This window comes from Pseudomonas sp. CC120222-01a (assembly GCF_003097235.1).
GTDB lineage: Bacteria > Pseudomonadota > Gammaproteobacteria > Pseudomonadales > Pseudomonadaceae > Aquipseudomonas.
In genome coordinates this window covers 90,490-114,416 of the sequence record NZ_QEQQ01000015.1, presented here as the reverse complement: position 1 = coordinate 114,416, position 23,927 = coordinate 90,490, and the positions used below count along the sequence as shown (strand labels likewise).

The 23,927-nt window shown below is 58.7% G+C and carries 13 protein-coding genes; 7 read left to right on the top strand and 6 right to left on the bottom strand.

Features of this window, described 5'->3' with window-relative positions; genetic code table 11:
- Window positions 1-15: 15 nt before the first annotated feature.
- A complete protein-coding gene (locus tag N430_RS19165) occupies window positions 16-1,023 on the bottom strand; it encodes a hypothetical protein (protein WP_110638304.1) in 1,008 nt (335 codons plus the stop codon).
- 21 nt (window positions 1,024-1,044) lie between these two features.
- Window positions 1,045-1,575 carry a hypothetical protein gene (locus tag N430_RS29310; protein WP_133248863.1) on the bottom strand — a complete coding sequence of 177 codons (531 nt, stop codon included), beginning with the start codon at window positions 1,573-1,575 and terminating at the stop codon, window positions 1,045-1,047.
- A 223-nt stretch (window positions 1,576-1,798) separates the two neighbouring features.
- Here N430_RS29310 and N430_RS19160 point away from each other — a divergent pair, with 223 nt between their 5' ends.
- The 7 genes from N430_RS19160 to N430_RS19130 all read left to right on the top strand — a co-directional run bounded on the left by N430_RS19160 (window position 1,799) and on the right by N430_RS19130 (window position 19,382).
- Window positions 1,799-3,589, top strand: a complete 1,791-nt coding sequence (locus N430_RS19160; protein ID WP_110638305.1) for a hypothetical protein — start codon at window positions 1,799-1,801, stop codon at window positions 3,587-3,589.
- Between the two features lie 39 nt (window positions 3,590-3,628).
- Entirely contained in the window at window positions 3,629-6,361 is a 2,733-nt protein-coding gene (locus N430_RS19155) for a hypothetical protein (protein ID WP_110638306.1), read from the top strand.
- The gene (locus tag N430_RS19150; protein WP_110638307.1) at window positions 6,358-9,240 is read left to right on the top strand and encodes a hypothetical protein; all 2,883 of its coding nucleotides are present in this window, start codon (window positions 6,358-6,360) and stop codon (window positions 9,238-9,240) included. The genes N430_RS19155 and N430_RS19150 overlap by 4 nt, the downstream gene beginning before the upstream one ends.
- A gap of 52 nt (window positions 9,241-9,292) precedes the next feature.
- Window positions 9,293-13,351 carry an RHS repeat domain-containing protein gene (locus N430_RS19145; RefSeq protein WP_133248862.1) on the top strand — a complete coding sequence of 1,353 codons (4,059 nt, stop codon included), beginning with the start codon at window positions 9,293-9,295 and terminating at the stop codon, window positions 13,349-13,351.
- Window positions 13,352-13,527: 176 nt separating this feature from the next.
- Window positions 13,528-15,516 carry a hypothetical protein gene (locus N430_RS19140; protein WP_133248861.1) on the top strand — a complete coding sequence of 663 codons (1,989 nt, stop codon included), beginning with the start codon at window positions 13,528-13,530 and terminating at the stop codon, window positions 15,514-15,516.
- Between the two features lie 166 nt (window positions 15,517-15,682).
- Window positions 15,683-17,848 carry an autotransporter outer membrane beta-barrel domain-containing protein gene (locus tag N430_RS19135; RefSeq protein WP_256592152.1) on the top strand — a complete coding sequence of 722 codons (2,166 nt, stop codon included), beginning with the start codon at window positions 15,683-15,685 and terminating at the stop codon, window positions 17,846-17,848.
- 64 nt (window positions 17,849-17,912) lie between these two features.
- Window positions 17,913-19,382, top strand: a complete 1,470-nt coding sequence (locus N430_RS19130) for a hypothetical protein (protein WP_110638311.1) — start codon at window positions 17,913-17,915, stop codon at window positions 19,380-19,382.
- Between the two features lie 9 nt (window positions 19,383-19,391).
- Here the strand turns inward: N430_RS19130 and N430_RS19125 are convergent, their stop codons facing one another.
- From N430_RS19125 to N430_RS19110, 4 genes are all read right to left on the bottom strand, one after another.
- A complete protein-coding gene (locus tag N430_RS19125; RefSeq protein WP_110638312.1) occupies window positions 19,392-20,132 on the bottom strand; it encodes a molecular chaperone in 741 nt (246 codons plus the stop codon).
- 60 nt (window positions 20,133-20,192) lie between these two features.
- Window positions 20,193-20,738, bottom strand: a complete 546-nt coding sequence (locus tag N430_RS19120) for a fimbrial protein (protein WP_110638313.1) — start codon at window positions 20,736-20,738, stop codon at window positions 20,193-20,195.
- Between the two features lie 171 nt (window positions 20,739-20,909).
- Complete coding sequence (locus N430_RS19115) at window positions 20,910-21,320, bottom strand: PA2817 family protein (RefSeq protein ID WP_110638314.1); 411 nt, start codon at window positions 21,318-21,320, stop codon at window positions 20,910-20,912.
- Between the two features lie 78 nt (window positions 21,321-21,398).
- Window positions 21,399-23,846, bottom strand: a complete 2,448-nt coding sequence (locus N430_RS19110) for an acyl-CoA dehydrogenase (protein ID WP_110638315.1) — start codon at window positions 23,844-23,846, stop codon at window positions 21,399-21,401.
- Window positions 23,847-23,927: the final 81 nt, after the last annotated feature.

Below are 23,927 nucleotides of genomic sequence, written 5' to 3'. Positions count from 1 at the left end.
GATCGGTCCTCCCTCTTATTGCGCAGTTGCACAGCGATAAATCGTTCTGTCTTTCTCGTCACCTATGTGACGACGGCCGACTAGAAATGAGTTTTTGGGGCAGAGGAATGAGCTATCGTTCTCTTGTTGTGCACCAGACCATTCATCGGACCAGATGACCGACAGTTGTTTATCGCCGCTATATAGACTGCTGCAGCGGTACTTGGTTGGTCCGTTCTCGTCGCCCGAGTGGTCCATTCCAGTCATGACTTTGCCAGGCGGGCACATGAAATAGATGCCATCACTTTCCTTGAAGCTGTCGCTCCATTTGTCCGCAGCGACAGTCAGGTCGGTTGAGGCCTGCTTGAAGGTTGAGCATATATAGAAAGTTCTACCATTTTCCGCGTCGCCGTGGTTTGAGCGCGCTACCATCACTTGGTGAAGACCACAAGTAAAGAGATCATGGGGTTTAAGTCCCTGGTAAGGAGTAGGCTTGTTTTCTTCGACGGGAACCGGCGTAGGAGGATCAACGCGTGCAGAAGTTATCACCCGCACGCACTGGGCTTTGTCCCTGACTTCACTGGAGTTTTTATACTTGCTGTCGACCATTTCCAGGCCTTTGGCAATGATTTCTTCTTTAGGGTAGCTGACCAGGTCTTCGAATTCGAACCAGTCGGTCTCAGTTCGGCTGATGGTCAACAGTTTGATCCAGAAGTTACTTTTACCTTCTTTGGTGCTACAACCGAGCCCATCGGTAATCAGGATTTCCGTTGCCGAGGGAAGCTTGTCGAATTTTATCGTGCGCGGTTTCACATCTTTGCAGGCGCTATCCCGCAGCGTGAATTCATATTGTATGAGCTCGCCGCTGCCTTCGCCGGGTACACTCAGGGAACACTGTGCGTTATCTTTGTCCATTATGAGGATGGTGCCCTCTGTTTTTGACTCGGCCTGCGCTGGCGTTTGAGCGACGGCCTGTGCGAGCGGTGCGAGGCTGGTCAGGAGAAGCGGTAGTCCAATGATGCCCAGCTTCAAGAAAGTCAACATGATGATGCCTCGTCATATAGGTCAGTAAAGTTCGGCGCAATTGTAGAAGGTTTGTCCGTTTTCATCGCCGCTGAGTCTCATACCCGCAAGGACCTGATCTTTTCCGCAAACGGCTTCGTGATCGGACTCTTTTACTTCTTGATCGCTTGTCGATGTTGGAACTAAGGCGTGGCCCCATACGTCGCGAACTTCAGAGCAATATATCCAGTAGGGTTCTTCTTCATCGCCTGACCTACCTCGGCCTGTCAGGACTTTAGGTTCTGGGCAGGTTGCGTAAATCCAAGTGTTGACATTCTGCTTGGTCTCGTTAAATGTCTTGAGTGTTTCCTTCTGAAAGACAGTTGCACACAGGTAATGGGTGTCGGCGTTTTCGTCACCACTGTGCTTGCGCCCTACGAGGACTTGGTTGGAAGGGCATTTGAAATCATGCTTCGATTCCTTCTGGTCTGAAGACCACTTGCCATGTTTTATGGTTGCAAGCTCGGCATAGGCCGGTGCGGAAAGCAGAATCAGTAGCGCTACGGTGCCCGTTAATCGCCATGGGTTGTTCATCACGAATCCTCAAGGTTGAGTGAGAAGTTCACCTGGCGAGTCTAGCGAGATGCCGAGGCCGGAACAGCTAGCAAAAATGCTAGGTACAGGGTGTTGCGAATGGCAGTGACGCGAAGTATCACAGGCGCTTCATTGATGCCTACCTGTTATTTTTGTCAGTAGGCAGGTCGCCGGGGGTGGGATAGCGTGAGCGTACTTTTCATTCGTTCATGGGAATACAAATATGCCTCCACCCGCCGTTGTCGAGCGCCCGCCGCGGCCGAGAATCAAAGACCTCACACCCTATGACGAAGTGGATCTCGCCAAATTGGGAAGTGATGACTTAGCTATTTATTTTACCTACGACGGTATCGGTGTAGGCCAGACTGTCGACGTGCTCTGGATCGGCGCGGACCAACAAGGTAACCCGGTCGAATCTGGCCTGTTTCACGACGTTGACGATAGAAACTTCGATCCCGTTAATAAAGAAACAGTCTTTCCAGTGCCGAATGAATACGTGACTGCCGCTGAAGGCGGCTACGCATTCTTTTCTTTCAAGCCTATTAATCCAGTACTTGAACAATCAAAGCGCGCCTTTTGCTTCGTGGGGGTGCGCCCTCATCGCCTGGAGCACATGCCAGTGGCACAAGCGCCACAGTCACACAATTTGTACATCGACCCTGCCACGCTGGGCGCCGCCGGGGCCACCTTTCTGGTGCCGCCCTATCAGGCCATGCGCGCAAAGGACGGGGTGACGCTCTACTTCGTGGGTTATGAGAGTAACGGTGACAAGGACGAAACGTGGAAAAAGACAATCCCGGTCACGGCACAAGACGTTGGCCAGGTACTGCGCTGGCAAGTGCCGCCCGAGCAGTTCGACTTCATAAGCAAGGGGCACGCCGATGTTTACTATGAGATCGAGTTTGCCGATCTGACCTCAAAATTGCGGTCGCCCACTCAAACTTTCCGGATTGACAAAGTCCCTGACGAGCCGCCACTGCTCGCACCGCTCGAGATAGAAGGCTATACCAGCGGGAAGCTCGACCCCCTGCAGTTTCTCGATGGGCTGGTTTTGCGTATCACGGACACCGAGCAACTGATGGTCAGCGACAGGTTGTTGCTGCATTTCAATGATCATTGGGGCGTACAGCAACTTCGCATCGACTTGAGCGGCCTGGAAAGTGACGTGGTCCAGTTCACCCTGCCCTTTGAAAAGTTTGATGGGTTGGACCGCATCAGGCTGGGTTACCAGGTCGCCCGCGAAGGGGTAGCGTACAGCGGGTCAGTCCGCGATGTCGAACTGGTCGTTCGGCGCGATGAATCGCCATTGAACGTGTTTTTTGCGGAGGCAGAAGGGGCCGGGGGGGAGTTCAATGCCTATTTGCCGGCCCTCCTTGCCAAGGAGGGGGCCTATATCGATCTTTCGGCTATCAAGTTGCTGGATGGGGAAACCCTTGAAGTTTACTGGGAAGGCCGCTCCGCCTTGGGCAACCTGAAGTTTACCTTCGACAAGGTACCCGAAGAACTCCTGCACATTCCCCAGGCAGCAGTTGCAGCCAACATGGGGCCAGGTAATGCCGAGGCCGAACGCTTTCCTGTGTATTACAAAATAATGCCCGAGCAACATAAGTCAAAAAACTTGAACTTGCGCATTGTTCCGTTGGGCCAAAGCAACTACCCGACGCTGCAGTGCACGCCGCGCCGCGGTACCGAGTTGCACATGAGCGATATCGGCGACGATCAGGCCACGTTGACCTTGCCTCACTGGCCGTTCATGAGTGTCGGGCAAATGTTGGTCATCACCGTGAGTGGTTTGAAAGGCGGCAAGCCAAAAGTGTTCGCTATCCGCAATGAATTGGTTCGCGAGGCGGAAGTCAGCAACCGCATGGTCACGGAAAAGTTACAGAAAACGTCACTCGACGAGTTCGATGATGGTTCCAAGGTCACGTTCCATGCGAGCGTCAACTTCGAGGGTGATGTGGAATATGACAACTGGACCTTGTTTGACTCGAGTTGGTTGACGTTACGCAAGTAATGGCATTGGCATGCCTAAACGTATATCGAAGGTGGAATCATGATAATCCAAGAACCGCTGGAAACGATCGTAAAAGAATCGCTGGAAGAGTTTGTCGCGTACATGAGGAAGGGGCCGTCAACCCACGGTTATGACGCCATACTTGGCTATGATCGCCTGCGCGCCAACCGGTTGCTGCTACAGGAGTACATTGACCGCTTCGACAGTGGTCAATATTTCGCGCCGTTGACATTCACGGCGGTGATCACCCCCGCCATCACGTGGGAGCGGCTCGTTGATCATGTGCTGGATAAGCCTAGGCTCTCGTTCGAGAGGGCCAGCATTACGCACTCACGTGCAGACCTGAAGATGCGAATCAATGGTGGCAAACAGCTGACCCTGAGCAGGCCTGCGGGATCTAAATACAAGCAAATTACCCGCGTCAGGGAAGCCGATGGGCTCGATGGCCCCGACTTGCATGTGCGGATCGAACTCGATAGCAGTCCCGGCACGGTTTCCGAAGCCGGTAAGGTGTTCATCGACTTGAGCAAGGCTCAGGATTTCTACCTGCGCTTTGCCGATACAGGCGAAGAGAACCGGGCAGGCGGTGATCGCTACAAGAAAATTTTCGATGGCTGGGACGCTGCCCGGAAAATCCTGGTGCTCAATGAAATGAAGATCACCGACGAGGATTTCCTGCAGCCGGAGAAATTCATCGTTCGCACCCATGCATCACCCGATAGCCGCGTACGAAACTCCACAAAGAATGGCGGGGGGGCGGTCATTATCGCCGTCACCATGAGAGGCAGCGATGACTCGGAGGCGGGCCTTCCCGACAAAGACGAGAACATGCATTACCTGTTGCCCTATCCCGATAAAAATGCTTCCAATCCTTACACGATGAACTTGTTACTCGGTAATAAGTTCCTCATCAAGCGATTGGTCACGAGGGGATTTGAAAGGGTCGAGAACCAGAGCGATGCGTTTGAGGCGAAATATATTGGAGGCGAAGACAACACGTTTGTGACCGGCATTCAGGCGACCAAGGGGAAGTTGATTATTCCCCTCAAGGGCGCTACGGAGAAGGTCAAGACAATCGATTTTCCCAACGGGTTGGCGCTGGGCTTTGTCGCGACTGGCGACGATAAGTTCACCCGGTTCGATGTCCAGGCCGGTGACGACAGGCTCAATTTCGAATGGTTTGGTCAAGGCACGTGCCCGGTTTCGCTGGAGCGAATGAGTGGCACCTGGAAAAAGGGGGAGGTGAACTATATCTGGGAATACAAGGCCAGCTATCAATTCCATGTCGAAACGGCGGGCAATGATATTGGTCAATTGACCCTCAAACTAGCGGCCACTCCGACAATGCGACACAAGATGGTACCCGATGAACAATTGAGAAAGTTCGGCGACGGGCCTGGTTTCCTTTCACAGTTCATCGACTTTGGCGAGTTGAAGATACTTGAGAATATCCGCAGTACGATCGATACCATCGTCAGCGTGGCAAAGGACATCGATGCATTTCGCCTCAACGGCCTGCTGTTTCGAAGTGGCAAGGAATCCGCGCAGCCATCGGCTGTGCGCTTCCCGGGCGACCTGACGCTGCCTGGGTACCTGTCGCCGGCCCGCACCGAGTTCGAGTTCGAGACGCCTGAACCGCTGGTTTTGGCGGGCCAAAAACATACGTTCAAGATTACGCCTGCCCCTGTCGGGGCGGTGACCTGGACGGCGGCGAACTTGCCAGGGGAGGAAACTGAGGATTATGGCTCGATCAACGCCCAAACGGGCGAATACACCGCGCCACCACTTGGCAGCCTGGTACGCGGCGACAAGCGGGTCATCGTCACTGCCACCAGCGGCAAGAGTTTCACCAAGGCCCTGGTGAGCATCACCCGACGTAGCCTAGCGGTATCGCCGATGGTCATGCAGGCTGCCGCCGATGGCAAGTACTTGTTGACTGCCGCGGCGATTGACGGCTCCCCTGTGGAGTTTTCCCTGCCGGCCGATTCATATGGTTACTTCTCGGATGATCCCGAAGCGGATCCCTCGGGCCAACAACAGAGCAAATACTATCACCTGCCCAAATGTAAATGTACCTGCAGCTGCCCTGACGGAAAGCAACATGTCTTTGCGGGCAAGTTGGTGCAAGGCGAGGGGGGGAAAGAGGAATGGGTATGCAAGGTCGAAGGAGACAAAGACGACAATTGCCAGTGTGAGGTCAAGCCGTTACCCGGTTTCGAGTTGGAGCGCGTTTCCGACGTGCCGCGCAAGAGTCAGCAATGGCTGCAGCGCCGTCAACAATGGCTCGATAGCGGTACCCAGACCGACTGGCCCTGGGAGGATGACCTCAGCGAAGTCCTGCGCGTCGAAACCATCCGCGTTACCTCAACATCGCTGGGCGAAACGGTAGAAACGCCGGTCTTGATACCCATTGAAAATCAAGCCAACTGGTTCAAGCACGAGGTCGAACCGGGTGTGGCTGGGGGTGAAGATGGCCTGCGACTGACATTCCAGGGCACTGGCAAGAACGGTGATTATGACGTTCCTGCCGAGGACACCACCTGGTACAGAGTCTATGGCAACGCCAAGTTCGAGGACGGCGTACTGACACCCGTTTCCATCGACGGTAAGCCGTTGACACCCTTTACCGTCATCGCCGCCATCGAAGATGACAACAAGTACTGGTTATGGACTTACGCCATCCTGCCTGTCCCGCTGATCAAACCGCAGGTTGTGGTTGACACCCTGTACGGTCCGGACGATGAAGAAAACGGCAAGGAGGCCGCGCAATGAAGACCAACTCCAAATCCGAGTTGCTCAAGCGTCTGGCTGAAGGCAACGTGATGTTCGACTGGGGCGCCATCGTGGCATTCGACCGTGGCCAGATCAACCGCATGCTGCGGGAAGAGTATTTGTCCGCGTTCAGCAACCACAGTTATCTGGCACCGTTCAGCATAGAGGTCGACATTGGCGACGATGAGCGTGCAACCCTGAGCAATATCGTGCTGGGTGCGCCACAGGTGTCGTTCGAGAACGCTACCTTCACCAACCGCAGTGTCACGGTCAGGCTCAACATCCTGGCAGGTACCTACGCCTCGACCATTCATGTGCCCGGTAGCCCACCGTTTCTGCGGCAGAGCGTGCCCCTGCGCGAAGACATGGGCATGGCGCTGGAAATGACCGCCGACCTCGAGGTCCGGGCAGGCAATCGCGGCGACCGCAGCATGGTGACGCTGGACCTTTCGTCGGGTACTCGATTCAGTTGTAACCTCGGGGGGGCGAGCGGTGATGCCCGCGTGGCAATCGGCGAGGCACTGGGCAAACGTATCAAGGCGCACCCGACCTACCGCCAGCTCTACACCTGCGCGACGCTGGGTTTCAACGACTACGGGGTCCTGACCCCGCGCAATTTCAGTTTACTCACCCAGCCGGCGCCTGAGGGGCGCAATCCACTCTCGACGAAATACGGAGATGGCGCGCTCGTGCTGTTCTGCCAGCTACGTATCAATATGCGGCCCGGTCGCTTGCCGGGTAATCCTGACCAGTACCCTTACCTGATACCGGACGACCTGACTGCGCAAGGGACTGCTGCCTATAACACAACGACGCTGATCGCGGAAAACCTGCGCCGTTTCGTCAGCCGGGATGAAACGCCAGACGTGTTGCGCCAACTGAGGTTGCCCAACGCTTACCAGGTCGACATGGCCGAGCGTGAAGATCCACTGGATCATGTGATATTCGGTAGCGTCGAGCCCTCGGCGCAGTCCTATTTCGTTGAGCCCATGCAAGGCGCAGTGCTGGCCGGCGAGCGTCAGCCGTACGTACTCGACAACAAGGGGCAGACGGTCGATGTGAAGTGGACTGCGATCAACATGAACAGCGAGGCGCACACCGGGGCGATGGTAGGTGCAACCTATCAGGCACCGCTCGCCGGAACGTTCCGGCGCGATCAGCAACTGGTACGGGTATCGGCGAGCTTCGACTCGGCCGAAGGGCCGCAGACACGCACCGGACTGCTGGTCGAATCGCGTCAGGCAGTCAACATTTTGCCGCGTGTAGCTACCTGGGGCACGCTAATGGGGCCCGTCGAGCTGCAAGCCAGCTCGCTCTCCGGCGCCGAGCTGATCTGGGAGCTCACTCCGATCGACGAAGAAGGCAGCGTCTACGGTGAATTGCTGCCTGACCCTAAGCAACCCGGCGGGCGGCTGTTCAAACCGTACGAGCCGGGGGAGGAGTACCTGCCTGAAGTTCGCCTGCAGCATATCCGCGTGACGGACCCGTTAACTAGGAGCACCGATACCGCCACGGTGGTCATTTTTGCCTACAGGCAAGTCCTGAACGTGATGCCTTTTCATGTGCCGGTGTTCAACGGGGCCGAACCGATTGCGTTCAGGCTGCGCCCCGATGATCACGAGGAGGCGACCTGGAAGGTCTTTGGTGAGGGAGCCGTCGACGACAACGGTCACTACACCCCGCCGAGTCATCCCACGGCCCCCGTCAGCGTCATCATGGCGGATATCGACGATCGGTACACCGGCTACGCGATCGTCGAGCATGCCTACCAAAACCCGCCAATCACTTGGCGCAACATTCAAAAATGGGAAATCAAGGTATTAGGTGCCCCTGCCTGCCTGGCCAATGGCATGCAGCAGATACTGGTGGAAGTGATAGTCGAAACCGAGGAGTTCGATTTTGGTGGTATCAAATACAAGATACCCGTGTCGGACGACGAAATGAGCACCATGAAGCTGGTATACCGTGCCAGCAATGCAGAGGTCCAGGATGTCGGCAAGGGTGAAGAGGGCCTGCCGTCTGGTGTGAACATGTGGGCGACCAACGCCGTGGTAAACCGTTTTGACCGCTACGACGGTGCCAAGGCGAGTGACGATCCACCCGCAGTGCGCTCTGAGGAAACACGCAATTCGGTGCGCTTCTATCTCCAGAGCGGCATAGCTGGCCAAGAAGAGTTTTATGCCCAGTTCACGGCAGAGGATGGCACGCCCTGGAAGTCGAAGGATAAGACCGTCTTTCTCGAGGCCACAGCCGTGCAGCCGGTGAGGCCGGGGTCAGGCGATTACAAACTTACCCGTGAGCGAGTGTTCAACGGCAAGGGCCATATTGTTGATCCCGGCACCGGGGCACCGAAAGATGAATTCACTTATATGCGGGATTCGATCGATTACTGGACGCTCAGCTATGAGGAAAAACTGGAAACCATCAAGTTCGCAACGTGCGAGCCGGAGGGGGCCGCAACATCGATTCGCTGGGAAAGCGACCAGGTAAAGGAGAAGCGTTTCAGCTACCTGGGTTGCATTTTCAAGGAATTGCCAATACCGAACAAGCCGGAAAAGCCGCACAAGTTCTATAAGGAAGAAGTGCTGACAGACTTGGCCGCGCAAGTTAACTACAACGGCATCAAACAGGAGGTGATCGAGGGCAAGGAGCCAGGGCCGGGCGAGTTGATCATCATGCTGCACCGCCTAGCCGACATGCCTTACTGGTATGACGGCAGGGCAAACGGCGATGAAACCAGAACGCACAGGGTCAGGTTGGACCAGCCCATGATGCTCGTGCTCTACGACATGCGTGGAACGCGGCATCGGTTGCGCATCGGCTTCCCGGAACCCACCGTCGAAGACAGCCGAAACCAGCTGATCCTGTCTGCGCAATAACCCGCTCCCGCCTCGTCGAGCGGGGCGGGGCCTTCTACTTCAGGGCTTCACAATGACCACAAAATCATTGCTGCATTCCAATGCATTCAATTTTCTGAGCTTCTTCGACAACAGCGTCGACCCCCGCACCGGCCTATACACCCTCGCCATCGAACTGCCAGAGCTGGTCGCCAACAACCTCGCCGGGCCTTCACTGCCCCTGCGCATCGGCTTCAGCCCGATGAACATCGAGGACTCGGGCTTCGGCCGTGGCTGGACGCTCAACCTTAGCCAGTACACCCCCGCCGACAACATGCTGCATCTGCACACTGGCGAAAGTTTCCGGGTCGATGGCTCCACTGACGACGGTACCGGCAGGCTGATCAAGGAGCGCAAGCTGCGCAGCTTCCTGTTCCATGACCATGGCGACGGCTACCGCGTCGAGCACAAGAGCGGCATGATCGAGCTGCTCGAAGTGAAAGGGCCTTCTGACAATCGCGTGGCCTTGCCTACCCGGGTCGAGGCACCGTCGGGCCATGGCATCACCCTGCGCTACGACGATTCCCTCGGCGCGCTGTGTCTCATCGGTATCAAGGACGACAGCGGCCTCGACCTGCTGCTCATCACCTATGGCAGCGACCGGGTCACCCTCGACCTGCACCCCTATTCCGGCCCGGGTGGCAAGCCACTGGCCACATACACCCTCGGGCTCGATAACCAGTTCACCCCGGCTGTACGGGTGCTCGAGTCCATCGCCCTGCCGAGCGATGACAAGGCCAGCTGGGCGCTGGAATACGACAAGGTGCGTGAGGTGGTGTGCCTGACGGCCGTGCGCACCCCGGTCGGCGGCACCGAGCTCATCGAGTATGCCGATGAAGGCCATCGTTTCCCCGACGATACCCACCCTGCGCTGCCGCGGGTGACCAAGCACACGATCAAACCTGGCCACGACCAGGCCGACATGGTCACCAGCTACACCTACACCAGCGAAAACTTCCTTGGCTGGGGCAGTGGTGCCTCATGGGAGGACAATGGCGAGGACAACCTCTACAAGAGTACCGACCGCGCATTCCGCTATGGCTCGACCGCCACCTCTCTGCTTGGCAGCACGCCGCTGCGCAGCATCACCCGCCGCTTCGACCGTTTTCATTTGCTGAAGCTGCAACGCACCGAGCAGGCCCATGAGGTGTACTACCGGGGCGCCGAGCTACCCCGGCGCGAGACCTGCATCCAGGAAGCCGAGACCGTCTACCACGAAACCGACGCCATGTTCGAGTTTCAGCCGCCCTTCTTCCAGATGCCCAAGTACCAGATCAAGCGCTGGAAGATCCAGGAAGATGCCACCCGCTTGCGTGAGGAGGTGCTGATCACCGACTACGACGAGCATGGCAACCTGACGCTGGAGTCCGTGGCGGCGGCGCCGGTCTACAAGGGCAACGAGATCGACCAGCAAGCGACCCTGGCCACCACGGTCCATACCCGTCATACCTATTACCCGCATACCGGTGAAGGTGACGATTGCCCGCCCGACCTGCAGCTGTTCACCCGCAGCCGCAAGACCAGCACCGAGCACCCGGCCAAGACCGACGAGGGCAAGGCAGCCACGTCGCGCACGCGGTATCGTTACCGGGCCCTGAAGGCTTTGACCGGGTCGACGTTGGGCAAGGGCTGGCTCGTGGCCCATGAGGAAGAACTGTCGCAACTGGTGGGCGAGCAGGAACAACTGCAGCAATTCACCTTCCGCAAGTACCAGGACCTGCCTGGCGAGGCCTTGCAACACGGCCGCATGGTCGAGGAGAGGCAGATACTCAACGACGACGAAACGACCACCGAGCACCGTTTTGCCAAGCGCCCGGAGTTGGGTGAGGAGGTGCTTGAAGAAATACGTACCCTCACGGGCTTCGACCATGGCGATGAGCTTGAAGATGGCGCTGTTCGTCACGCTCAGAAGATACAGACGCTCCTTCATTCCGTACTGATCAACCAGCCGCTGCAGAACTATGACGATAATGAGGTGAAGATCGCCTACGTCTATGACGCCCTGCGCCGGGTGCTTATCGAAACGGTCTCGCCCGATGATGACGACGAGAATGGGTTCAAGGCCGCGCGCAAGTATACCTATACCTTGGTCAGCCAGGCCGGCGGGCAGGCCACGCAAACGGCCGAGGATGTCAAAGGGGTCATTACCCGCACGCTGGTCGACGGGCTCAACCGTGCCATCGCGCAGTCCCGCCAGGACGCTGATAACGCCGATATCAGCAAGCGCGCGGCCTTCCGCCCCACTTATGCCGCGAGGTACGACGCGCTGGGTGACAAGGTGGGCGAAACCGATTACGACTGGCTCGACTACCCGAACCAGCCGCCAAGCGAGTTGGCCTTGCCGCGGCAGAGGCTGTTCGACGGTTGGGGCCGGCAGTACTGCGAAATCGCGGTCGATAAGGTACGTCACTATGACCGCTACGATCCGATTGGCACCTCGGCCTCGAAAGGGCCCATCAGAACGCAATGGCGCGAGTCTGCTGATCGCCAGCAGGCTACCGGTACCACTGTCACCTGGTTGACGCTGTTCGATGAACCGGCTCGCATCGAACGGCTCGACGCCAGCGATGCGTCGTACAGCGTCAGCCAGACCTACTACGACGGCTTGCAACGCAAGGCCCGGGAGGTCAATGCGCGCAATGAAACCAAGCACTATGTGTATGATGTGTTCAACCGCCTGGTGGATGAAACCGTGGCTGATGACAGCGTGGTGCATCGCGACTACGCCCCGCATAGCCGCGAGGACTTGCCTGTAAAGATCAGTGTCAATGGCGTGGTGCTGGGCGAGCAGCGTTTCGACGGCTTGGACCGCATGGTCGAGTCGATTACTGGAGGGCGCGTGCGCGTGTTCGGGTTCGAGCCAGGGCAGATGAAGCCCAATACGGTACTGACGCCAAGAAAGGAACTGATCGAGTATCGCTACCGGCCTGAGTTGAGTGACGAGCCGGAGCTTCGGCGGATCGCTGCCGAGGGCATCGAGGCCGATTACGATTACAACCACAAGAATGCGCTCCTCGAGCGCTGCGAGGAACAAGGGCTGGTACTCAAGCGCAAGTACTACAGCAATGGGGAAGTGCTGAGCGAGACCCGTGAATATCAGGGTGAGACCTCCGAGATGCACTACCAGACCAGCTTGCTGGGCCGCCAGTTGGGCTACACCGATGTGGGCGATGTGCCTCAAGTGTATGAATATGACGGCTATGGCAGGCTGCGGCAGACGACCCTGGAGACTTCGGTCGCCACCTTCGAATACGATGGCCTGGGGCGGATGTGCAGGACACTGACCCAGGGCGGGGGGCAACGCCTGGAAACGCTCATGATGTTCGACGAGTTCGACAGGGAAGTGCAACGCCAGTTCGACATCGGCGGTACGTTGCAGTCACTGACACAGGGCTACGATGTCGAAGACGCGATTGTCTGGAAGATACTGACCGAAGGCGATATTCACGAGGTGCTGCGTCATGAAACCTATGAATACGACGTGCGTGGCCGGCTGCGCAAGTATCGGTGCGAGGGCAGGCTTTCTCCGGTGGATCAGTACGGCAACGTCATGCAGGAGCAAATCTTCCGGCACGATGAAATCGATAACATTACTCGGGTGGATACGCGCTTTGCCGAGGGGCTCAATCAGGCCAGGTATTACTTCGAAAATGAAGACCCGGCGCAACTGAGCCGTATCGAGAACAATCATCCGGATTATCCGGCCACTATACCGCTGGCCTATGACGAGGACGGCAACCTCACGCTCGATGATGCCGGCCGGGTGTTGACCTACGATGGGCTGGGCCGCTTGATCAATGTCGAAGTACCGGCGCTGATCGAAGAGGCGTTCGACCAGCACGGCAATCGGGTATGGGACGAGGGCGGTCGACGCTTCACTGCTGACGAGCAGGGCAGAGTGATCAGGGTGGATGTGCCCTCGGCGACCCACCCGGTCGATACCTTCAGGGGCATGCGTAGCCCGGCAGGGGAGTTGCTGACGGCCGTGAGGGAAAAGGGCGGCAGGCTGTTGTGGTGCGTCAGTGTGGCGAACGCGGACGTGGTGAAATACGGTTATGATCCGCTGGACAGGTTGACCAGCGAGGAATATTGAGTCTACCCGCTGAAGTTGTTTGAAGCCCGCCGTGAAGGCGGGCTTTTTTATGGGTGAGTTAATTGTCAACCTGATAAAAATGCCAGTTGCGTGACGGCGGGGGGGATAACAGTATGGGAGTAGGTCGAAGGTTGATTGAACCGTCGATGCATGCGTATTTCTCCGGGAGATTAATCATGAACGATAACGAAGATTCGGTATCCGCTGACGGCAACCCCGTCGCCCCTCGAGTGCGCAGGGCGACGCTGGATGCATTGATCGTAGACGACGAGTTGATAGCGGATAGAGCGGATAACACGGTGTTCAGGAAGTATCTCACCGAGCCGGACTTGGAGCTGGTTGTTGTCGTTGAAAATCCCTGGCAATTGCCAGGAAGTACGTTGTTCCAAGATGAGTTGAAGCTTATTCATTTGCCAAGTGGTACTGAGCTGGCCTCCGACTTCTTTAAAAAGGGTGACGAAACGCGATTCCCCTTTTCTATTATCGTGCCGAAAGACTTCATAGAGCGTTGGGGAGAGGGTGTTCATACGTTCGGCTATGAAGTTGAACATGGTCACGGAGAGTTCAGTGACTCGCTGCCCCTGGAACTTATCTTCGACCGCAAGGCCCCTTACGACCAGACACCGCCCAAAAAGATGGCGGATATCGCACCGGTCACGGAGGCCAATAAAGACAAGGTCGTAATCGAGTTGCCCGACTACGCTGATTTCAAGCCCAAAGACAGGGTGGCAGTCTGGTGGCTGGACGCTTCAGTCAGCGAGATTCCCGAAGATCTTGATCCGCATATTAATGTGCCGGTCACGTCACTCCCCCAGAACCTTTCTGTTCCCGAAGCAGTGATTGATGACGCCGGGGATGGCGGCATCGCGGTCGTGTATGTATTGATCGACAAGGCGCTCAATAGAAGCAATTTTTCCTATCCGACCTACATAGGCGTTGCTCTGGGCGATCCACCTGCCAATCTCAAGGCCCCTGTTGTGCCGCAGGCTGCGAAAGGACAGATCATCAAGGACGATGCTTTTGCCGGGGTCATCGTGCAGGTATTGGGGTTTGACAACTGGAAGCCCAAGGACGAACTGCGCGTCATCTGGGGAGGGCAGCCCGCCACGGAATGGCGTGCGATTTCTGATACGAGCCAATTCCCGGTGGTCCCGGTGGAATTCACCCTGAGCAAAGAAGTGCTGTATGCGGACTATGGCGTAGACGGTACGGGGGAAAAAGACACCGAAGTCACCTACGAGCTTCGCCGTGGCACCGTGCCGCAAGGCAAGATGAGTACCACTGTCAAAGTCAACCTCGAACGCTTCGGGCCGGTCGACCCTGTGGATCCCGAGCCCGTAGTACCCGACCCGGAAAACAAGCACCTGGAGCCGGTGAATATTACTGGTAAGTCGGGTGAGCAGAACCACCTGACCGATCCCGATGACGAATTCGAGGATGCAACGCTGACGCTTGTGATCAACGACACCTTGGAACCGCTGGATGTGCTCACGTTTTACTGGGGCAACGCACTGATTGCAGGTATCGAACATGAGGTCAAGACTGGCGAACCCGGTAACCCCATGCCCCCCAAAACGGTCAGCTGGGATGACGTCATCAAGCCCGGCCGCAATGGCAACGTGCCCGTCCATTACCGGGTAGAGCGACCCGGTAACCCTAACCCGATCCGGTCGCGCGATACCAATGTGTTGGTCGAGGCGGTGGGGGTGTATCCCGTCGAGCCTGAGTTCCTGGGGGTTGTGCAAAGTGGTGGACTGACGCTGCTGACTTGCCAATCGATTTATGAAGATGCCGATGACACGGACCCGGCCGTGCGTGTTCAGGTTGATGACCTCAGCCAATACGGTCTCGTCGTAACTGACGAGATAACCATGCACTGGTCTGCAGTGCACGGCGATGGCGAGGATGGCAGTAACGACCCGGTCGACGGCGCTCTCTACGAGCCAGTCATTCCGCTGGACGAGAAAAATATAAATGGCTTTGTCTGGAAGATTCCCTTCGAAACATACGTGAAACAGGTTTATACACCCTCGCAACCGGAGGGGCGCGGACGAGTGAAAATCTCTTTCACTGTGGATGGAAAACTCCGGGAGTCGGCTGTGCGTGAAGTTTTCGTTGTCATGCACAACGGGATAGGAAGTTGCCCGTTGCGGCCCAAACCCTGAATAGCATTGCGATGCACGCGAGGGTGAGGATAAATCCTGCACAGCATCAGAATTATCCTACAGGTATTTCAGATATAGGTTTGTAGGCTCGTAACTTCGTCTTAACCGTACTTTCATTTGAACGAAGCATTAACGAGGTAAACCCATGACTCCTGGATATTCAGGAATGCATCCGCTCGCCCGTACGTTGCTGCTGGCCTCGGCGGTCACGGCATCACCAGCCACCTACGCGTTGACGCTGGTCGAAGGAGAATTGAACATCGGCCAGGGCACCCCGGTGGACAGCTATCGGGTCAGCCCGGGTGGGAAACTGATCGCCGAGCAGGCAACGACCGAAGCTATCGATGTACGTGAGGGGGCGAGCCTGCAGATGACAGGCAGCACCGTAACGGCCAACGGTGCCAATGGCGTGGCACTGGTCAATGCCAAGGCCAACATCGACGGCGGGTCGAGGATCGTCAGCGACAGGACAGGCTTGCGCTTGCAGCGCAGGGACCTCGACGGGTCCACGGCCACCGTGGTTGACAGCTACGTGGAAGGTGCACAAGGCGGGGCGCTGCTTTCGGGCAACTCGGTCCTGAACCTGCAGGGCAGTACTTTGGTGGGCACCGGCACGTCCAATGCGGCTTGGCTGTTCGGCAACGGCGTAGTGAATGCCCAGGGTAGCCACCTGGTGGGGGCCGGTGCCGGCGTGCAGGTATCCGGTGACAACACCTTCAGCGACGCGGCGCAAGTCAACCTGGTGGGCAGTACGGTTGAGGGCAGGAACGGGTCGGCGATCGTCGTGGGCGATCCCGGCCTTGCCGCCAAGGCCGACATCAAGGTGGGGGCGGGGTCCAACCTGGTAGGCAGCAATGGCGTCTTGCTGGAAGTACAGGGCAACTCGGCGGCGACCCTGGCGGTCGATGCCAGTGACCTGGTAGGGGACGTCAAAGTGGAAGCGGGCTCCAGCGCCAGCATCAGCCTGGACAACCATGCCAGCCTGACCGGGCGCCTGGACAATGTCGAGGCCTTGTCCGTGGCCAACCAGGCGCGCTGGAACATGGTCGAAGACAGCAGCGTGGGCCGCCTGGCCCTGAATGCAGGCTCGGTGCGCTTCGGCGAGGCCGGGCAGTACCAGCGCCTGACCGTCGGCGAACTGAGCGGTAACGGTACCTTCATCATGGATGCCGATTTCAGTACGGGGCAAACCGATTTCCTCGACGTGACCGGCTCGGCCACGGGGCAGCACAGCCTGCTGGTCGGTAGTAGCGGCGCCGATCCGGTGGCAGAAAACCGGTTGCATCTGGTTCATGCCGCCGGCGGCGATCCAGACTTGAAGTTTTCGTTGCTCAATGGACCTGTCGATCTCGGCGCGTTCTCTTACGAACTTAAGAACCTTGGCGACGATTGGTTCCTCGACGGTTCGCGCAAGATCATCAGCCCGGGAACGGCTTCGGTCCTTGCCCTGTTCAATACCTCGCCCACGGTCTGGTATGGCGAACTGACGACGTTGCGCAGCCGCATGGGTGAGGTGCGTCGGGACCAAGGCAAGTCGGGCGCCTGGGGCAGGGCCTATGGCAACAAGTTCAATGTCGCGACCGCAACCGGCAGTGATTATCAGCAAGTCCAGCAAGGCTTCTCGCTCGGCGCTGATGGCGTATTGCCGTTTGGTGACGGGCAATGGCTGGCGGGTGTGATGGCGGGCCACAGCAGCTCGGACCTGAACCTTGAGCGCGGTGCCTCGGCCGAGGTGAAGAGTTACTACCTGGGCCTGTATGGGACGTGGCTGGACGCCGCAAGCGGTTACTACTTCGATGGCGTGGTCAAGCTCAACCGGTTCGACAATTCGTCCGATGTGACCCTGAGCGACGGCAAGCGCACCAAAGGTGACTACAACAATCTCGGGCTGGGCGTGTCCGCCGAGTTCGGCCGCCAGTTCGAGCTGGACGATGGCTACTTCGTCGCGCCTTATACCCAATGGTCCGCCGTCGGTATCCAGGGCAAGGACTACCACCTGGACAACGGCCTGCAGGCACAGGGTGATGACACCCGCTCGCTGCTGGGCAAGGTCGGTGCCACCGTGGGGCGTACCTTCGATCTGGGCCAGGGCCGCTTTGCGCAGCCTTACCTGCGCCTGGCTTATGCCCATGAGTTCGTCAACGGTAACGACGTCAAGGTCAATGACAACCGCTTCGACAACGACTTGTCCGGCTCGCGCGGTGAGCTGGGGGCGGGGCTGGCCGTATCGCTCAACGAAAGGCTGCAATTGCATGCCGATTTCGATTACAGCAATGGCGATCACATCGAACAGCCTTGGGGGGCGAATGTCGGGGTGCGCTACAGCTGGTAGGACCTGAACACAGGGTAGGCAATGGGCCTACCCTTTTTTTAAGCTGCGGATCGGGAGCAGGCCAATGCGTACGACAAACACTCTATCGGCAGACATTGTCGCGGATCTGCCAGCACCGGTCGTTCCGGATGCTCTGGAGAACATTCCGGGTGGGGCGCCTAACCTGATCCCCATCAAGGCGCTGGCCGGTCCGGTGCGTATCGAATTCACGTTGTGGACCCATTCCAGACCCAGTCCCGATTGGCCCGAGTGGGTCGATATCTACTGTGTCGATATCGACGGCAAAGAGGTCAATGTGGGCCACAGGGAATGGACGCAGGATTTGCCCGAAAGCGAGCGCTTCGTGGACATCGAGCCTCGCTACTTCGCGGAGGGGACACTACGGTTTCACTATGTAGGGCATGTGTGGAACCACGCCGAACTGAGCTCGGGTGAGCTCACCGTGACGGTCGACAAGACGAAACCCGAACTGGGCGATGATGATGGGCGCTTGCGGTTTCCCACCTTGGGCGGCGGTCAGCTTACGGAGGATTTCCTGCTCCGCCACGATGACCAATTGCTGGCCTTGATACCTGATTACGCGGTTGCCGAAGTGGGGGATGTGATCACCTATTACTGGGACAGCGCCCCGTACGAGAACAATGAGGCCGGCAGCTGGACGCTGACCCAAAACGACCTTGGCAAGCCCCAGCAGTTCGTCTATGAGGGCGGGATGATCCGCGACCGACTCGACGGTCTGCGCTATGCGCACTATCGCATCCACGACCGCGCTGGCAATTCCAGCCCCTATCCCGTGCCAGCGAGCCTGGATGTGGCTGCGCAGCCATTGCCGCGTCACAATCCAGCCTTGGAAACCCCCACATTGGGTGACAGGACCTCGGTCGAGCTGGCCTTGTGGGAGTTCTCCGCGCCGCTCGATGTGATCATTCCATCGGACGCGGTCATAAAAGCTGGGGAGCATGTGGAATTGCTCCTGGGGGAGGAGGGCAGTTTCGGAAGCTGGCTCGAACCCTGGGTCGAAGGGCAGCGCGAATATGCTGTTCCGATGCGCAATGTGGTCGCCATGGCAGGCCAGGTGGTGAAGTTGCGGTATCGGATCGTTTTACACGACGACACGCTGGACTCCGATGAGCGTGAGGTGACAGTGCTACCCATACCCCCTAACAAGCTGCTCCCGGCGCAGATCCCGGAGCGTACCGGCGACTCACTGGAAGTGTGGTCGTTGACCTCCAACCCTCGGGTCACCATACCCAAGTGGAAGCATATTTCCACCGACCAGCGGATCACGATCGAGGCGAGAGGCAAGACACCCTCCGGTTGGGTCACTCATCCCGTACTGACCCGCTACAAGTTGATCGACCTGGACGTGACCGGAGGTATCGGCAGCCGAGATGACGTGACCATCGACCTGGATTTCGTGAAGGGGCTGGATCTCGGATCGCAGTTGATAGTGAGGTGTACGCTCAGCTATGACGATGGTCATACCTGGCCACTTGTTCCCAGCTTCGAAGACATGAAGTTGACCCTCAAATAAAGGGCTGCCTCAAGGTGTGATGTTGCCCAAAGGCTGGGTAATCGCCGGGCTGACGCCGCCGTAATCATTGAAGGTGGTGAACGTCACCGACAGCTTGGCTGACGGCGCGGTGCTGGCGAGCGCGTAACGCTGGCGCCCGAACGGCGGCACCATTTCGCGTCCTGTGAGCTGTTCGGACTTGCCGTTGCCGGTCACTTCGAGCAGGCCGAACGTGTAGTGGAAGGGTGTTGGGTTGTCCACTACCAGGTGCGGTTTGCCCTCGATGCGTTGCACTGACCAGGTGAGGTCCTTGAGCAGGCTCTGGGGGTTGCCCTTCAACTGGCTAGGCCGGTAGAACAGCTTGATGCGGGTGCGCAGCGCAATGTTCAGGGTATTGCCCGCCTCACCAGGCTCTGTCTGGGGGATTTCCTGCAGGTTGAAGAAGAACAGCGACTCGCGGTCCTGCGGCAGGTCGTTGGGCAGGCGGTTGATCTGCACCGCTTGCTCGTCGCCCGGCGCGATACGGAACAGGGCGGGCGAGGCGATCAACGGCACGGCGGTGGTGGTATCGTCTGCTTCGGTATTGACCCAGGCCTGCGCCGCATAGGTTTTCTTGGCATGATTGCCGACCGTGACCGAACTGCTGTTCTTGTCGCTTTGGTGGATGATGCGGTTGTTGCTGAGGGTAAGCGCCGCATGGGCGTGGTTCAGGCAGCCGAGCAGGGCGAACAGGCAGGCGGCCGAACGCAGCAGAGGAAATGTGAGGGGCATGGGATTGGCCTGGCGATTGTCGGGGGTAAGGTCGGGCACTTGCGTGCCCGGATTGCGGCGTTATGGAAGGTTGACGGTGAAGTTCACGTTGGCCAGCGCGGACCCTTCGGCAACCGGTACCTTGATGGCTTCGTAATGGGCCGAGAACGCCATGAGCGTGGGTACCAATTCGTCTATCTGGTATTTTGCCGAGACATCGCCGGGAGCCAGGCGCGTGTTGTTCTTGTCGAGGATCGAGACGGCGATATCCGGGGTGGAACCCGGCAACAGCGGATACAGGTCGTTTGCCGAGCCGACAGGGCTGCCTAGTGCGGCGAACACGACGTCCACTTCCGTGCCTGGCGGGATAGTACAGACACCGGGCTTGGGGGTGATCTTGAGCGCAAAATCACGCACTTCGAACTTGTCGCCCTCGTTCGCGAAGTGGGCCGAGTTGGGGGAGCCCAATTCGATACGGTTGGCGCCCGTGGAGGGGTCGATGACCTCGATGGGGCATGGGCTGCCAGCATCTACTTTGCCATAGAAATTGATGGTGCCGACTTCTGGCGCTGCCAAGGCAGCCGTGCTGGCGAACGCCAGGGCCAGGGGGATTATGTTTATTTTCATGAAGCTCGTTCCTACGCTGAGGGTTGGCGTGCGCCATACGCACGGCGACTGGATGATTCCGGTGCGCCGATCAGGGTAGGGACTGCGACGGCGTCTAGCTGTAAGCCGAGTCGCGCAAATCGGGGGATATTTACAACGATGTCCCCTGCCGTTTGGCAGGGGAGCGTGGCGTCAGTGGTTGTGGCCGTTGTTTGGCAGGCTCAGCAGCTGCTTCTGCTGGTGCCAGTCGAATGGCTCGCCCCGCTCGGAGGCCTCGTAGCGCAGTTCCTCCAGTTGCTGGTACAGCGCGAGCTCTTCGTCGGGCATGTAGTGCAGGCAGTCACCGCCGAAGAACCACAACAGGTCGCGCGGCACCAGATGGGCGATCTGCGGGTAGCGCTGGATGACCTGGCAGAGCAAGTCCTGGCCCAGGTACTGGCTTTCCAGTGGTTCTTGCGGCAGCAAGGTCAGCAGTTCGTCGAAGCGTTCGAGGAACAGGACGTGGCTTTCCTCCGGCACCTGCTCGGCCTCACCGAGGGCTACCAGGATGGTGCGCAGGTGGTTCAGCAGTTGCAGGTGGTATTCCAGGTGGGGATTGGCCATGGGGCGGTCCTCGGGATGGTTGAAACGGGCGCGGAGTATACGCGGGATGGAGAAGGGGCCGCAAAGCGGCCCCATGCCTCAGCGGACCTTGGCTTGTTCCGGCAGTAACTGCGCCTTGTCGAAGGCATCCACATCGATTACTTTGCGTCGAGCCTGTTCCGCTGCCTGCAGGCGCTGCCCTTCGCCAGGTTGCAATGCACCGGCGTCAACAGCTGCATTGATCACCGACTGCCCAGGTACCGGCCGCACCTTGCCTTCCTTGATTGCCTGATGCAGCGCCTTGTGTAGCGCCGCCGCTTCATCCAGCAAGTCGCAGGCCCGTTGCAGCGCCGCCACCGGGTCACCGTCAGCCTGTGGCCTGAAGCAGCCGGCGAGTAGCTCTTCCAGTGCAGGATCGCCTTTGCTGCGGCCGATCAATGCCGCCACCTCGGCATCCAGCTCATCACTCGGCCCGGTATGGCGGCGGCCAAAGGGGAATACCAATACGCGCAGGGCGCAGCCGACAAAGCGGTTGGGGAAGTTGTCCAGCAGCCGGTCCAGGGCCTTTTCCGCCTGACCCAGGCTTTCTTCCATGGCCCAGCGCAGCAAGGGCTGCATGTGTTCCGGTGAGCCGAGGTCGTGATAGCGCTTGAGCGCGGCGCTGGCCAGGTACAGGTAGCTCAGCACGTCACCCAGGCGTGCGCTCAGGCGTTCGCGGCGTTTGAGTGCGCCACCCAGCAGCATCATCGACAGGTCGGCCAGCAGCGCAAAAGCGGATGCCTGGCGGTTGAGGGCGCCGAAGTAACCTTGGCTCAAGGCATCACCCGGCACGCTTTCCAGGCGCCCCAGCCCCAGGTTGAATACCAGCGTGCTGGCTGCGTTGCCGGCAGCGAACATGATGTGCTTCATCAGCAAGTCGTCGAATTCGCGCAGCGCCTGGTCATGGTCTTCCCGCCCGGCCAGGGCCATTTCCTTGAGTACGAACGGGTGGCAGCGGATGGCGCCCTGGCCGAAGATCATCAGGTTGCGCGACAGGATGTTGGCACCTTCCACAGTGATGAAGATCGGCGCGCCTTGCCAGTTGCGCCCCAGGTAATTGTTCGGGCCCATGATGATGCCCTTGCCGCCATGCACGTCCATGGCGTGCTGGATGCATTCGCGGCCGCGCTCGGTCAGGTGGTACTTGAGGATCGCCGACAGTACCGAGGGTTTTTCGCCCAGGTCCACGGCCTTGGCGGTCAGCAGGCGCGCGCTGTCCATCAGCCAGGCGTTGCCGCCGATGCGCGCCAGCGATTCCTGGATGCCTTCGAAGGCTGCCAGCGGCACGTTGAACTGCTCGCGGATATTGGCGTATTGGCCGGTGACCAGGCTGGTGTACTTGGCGGCACCGGTGCCCACGGCAGGCAGGGAGATCGAGCGGCCGACCGACAGGCAGTTCATCAGCATCATCCAGCCCTTGCCGAGCATGGCCTGGCCGCCGATCAGGAAACTCAACGGCACGAACACGTCCTTGCCGCTGTTGGGGCCGTTCATGAACGCGGCGCCCAGGGGGAGGTGACGCTTGCCGATCTCCACGCCGGGGGTATCGGTGGGGATCAGGGCCAGGCTGATGCCCAGCGTTTCCTCTTCGCCCAGCAGGTGGTCCGGGTCGTAGGCCTTGAATGCCAGGCCCAGCAGGGTGGCGACCGGGCCGAGGGTGATGTAGCGTTTTTCCCAATTCAGGCGCAGGCCGATAACTTCTTCGCCTTGCCACTGGCCCTTGCAGACGACCCCGGTGTCGGGCATGGCGCCGGCATCGGAGCCGGCCAGCGGGCCGGTGAGGGCAAAGCAGGGGATTTCCTCGCCACGCGCCAGGCGCGGCAGGTAGTGGTTGCGTTGTTCGTCGGTACCGTAGTGCAACAGCAGCTCGGCCGGGCCCAGGGAGTTGGGCACCATCACGGTGGAGGCCAGGTCGCCGCTGCGGGTGGCCAGTTTCATTGCTACCTGGGAGTGGGCGTAGGCGGAGAAGCCTTTGCCGCCGTATTCCTTGGGGATGATCAGGGCGAAGAAGCCGTTCTGCTTGATATGCGCCCAGGCTTCGGGCGGCAGGTCGAGATCCTGGCCGATCTGCCAGTCGCTGACCATGGCGCACAACGCTTCTGTCGGCCCATCGATGAAAGCCTGTTCCTCCTCGGTCAGCTTCGGTGCCGGATAGCTGAGCAAGGTGCGCCAGTCGGGGCGACCGCTGAACAGTTCGCCATCCCACCAGACGGTGCCGGCGTCGATCGCTTCGCGCTCGGTCTGCGACATCGGCGGCAGGGTGCGCTGGAACCAGTTGAACACCGGGCCGGTGAACACCTTGCGCCGCCACTCCGGCAGCGCCACCAATGCGGTTTTCAGCGCCAGCACGATCCAGATCAAAGTCAGCAGCCAGCCGGGGGCATGGCTGAAAATGCCCATCAGCAGCACGTAGGCTGCAATGATGCCGAGAATCTGCAAGGGCGCCAGGCGCCGGTGCGTGAGGTACGCCGCGCCGATCACCAGCACTACCAACCACAACAGCAACATAATCGGTCCTCCTTGGAACCAGGGGGCTTGAGCCGTCTCAGACAGCTTAGACGCAACGCTGTGAACGGCAGGGTCAGAACA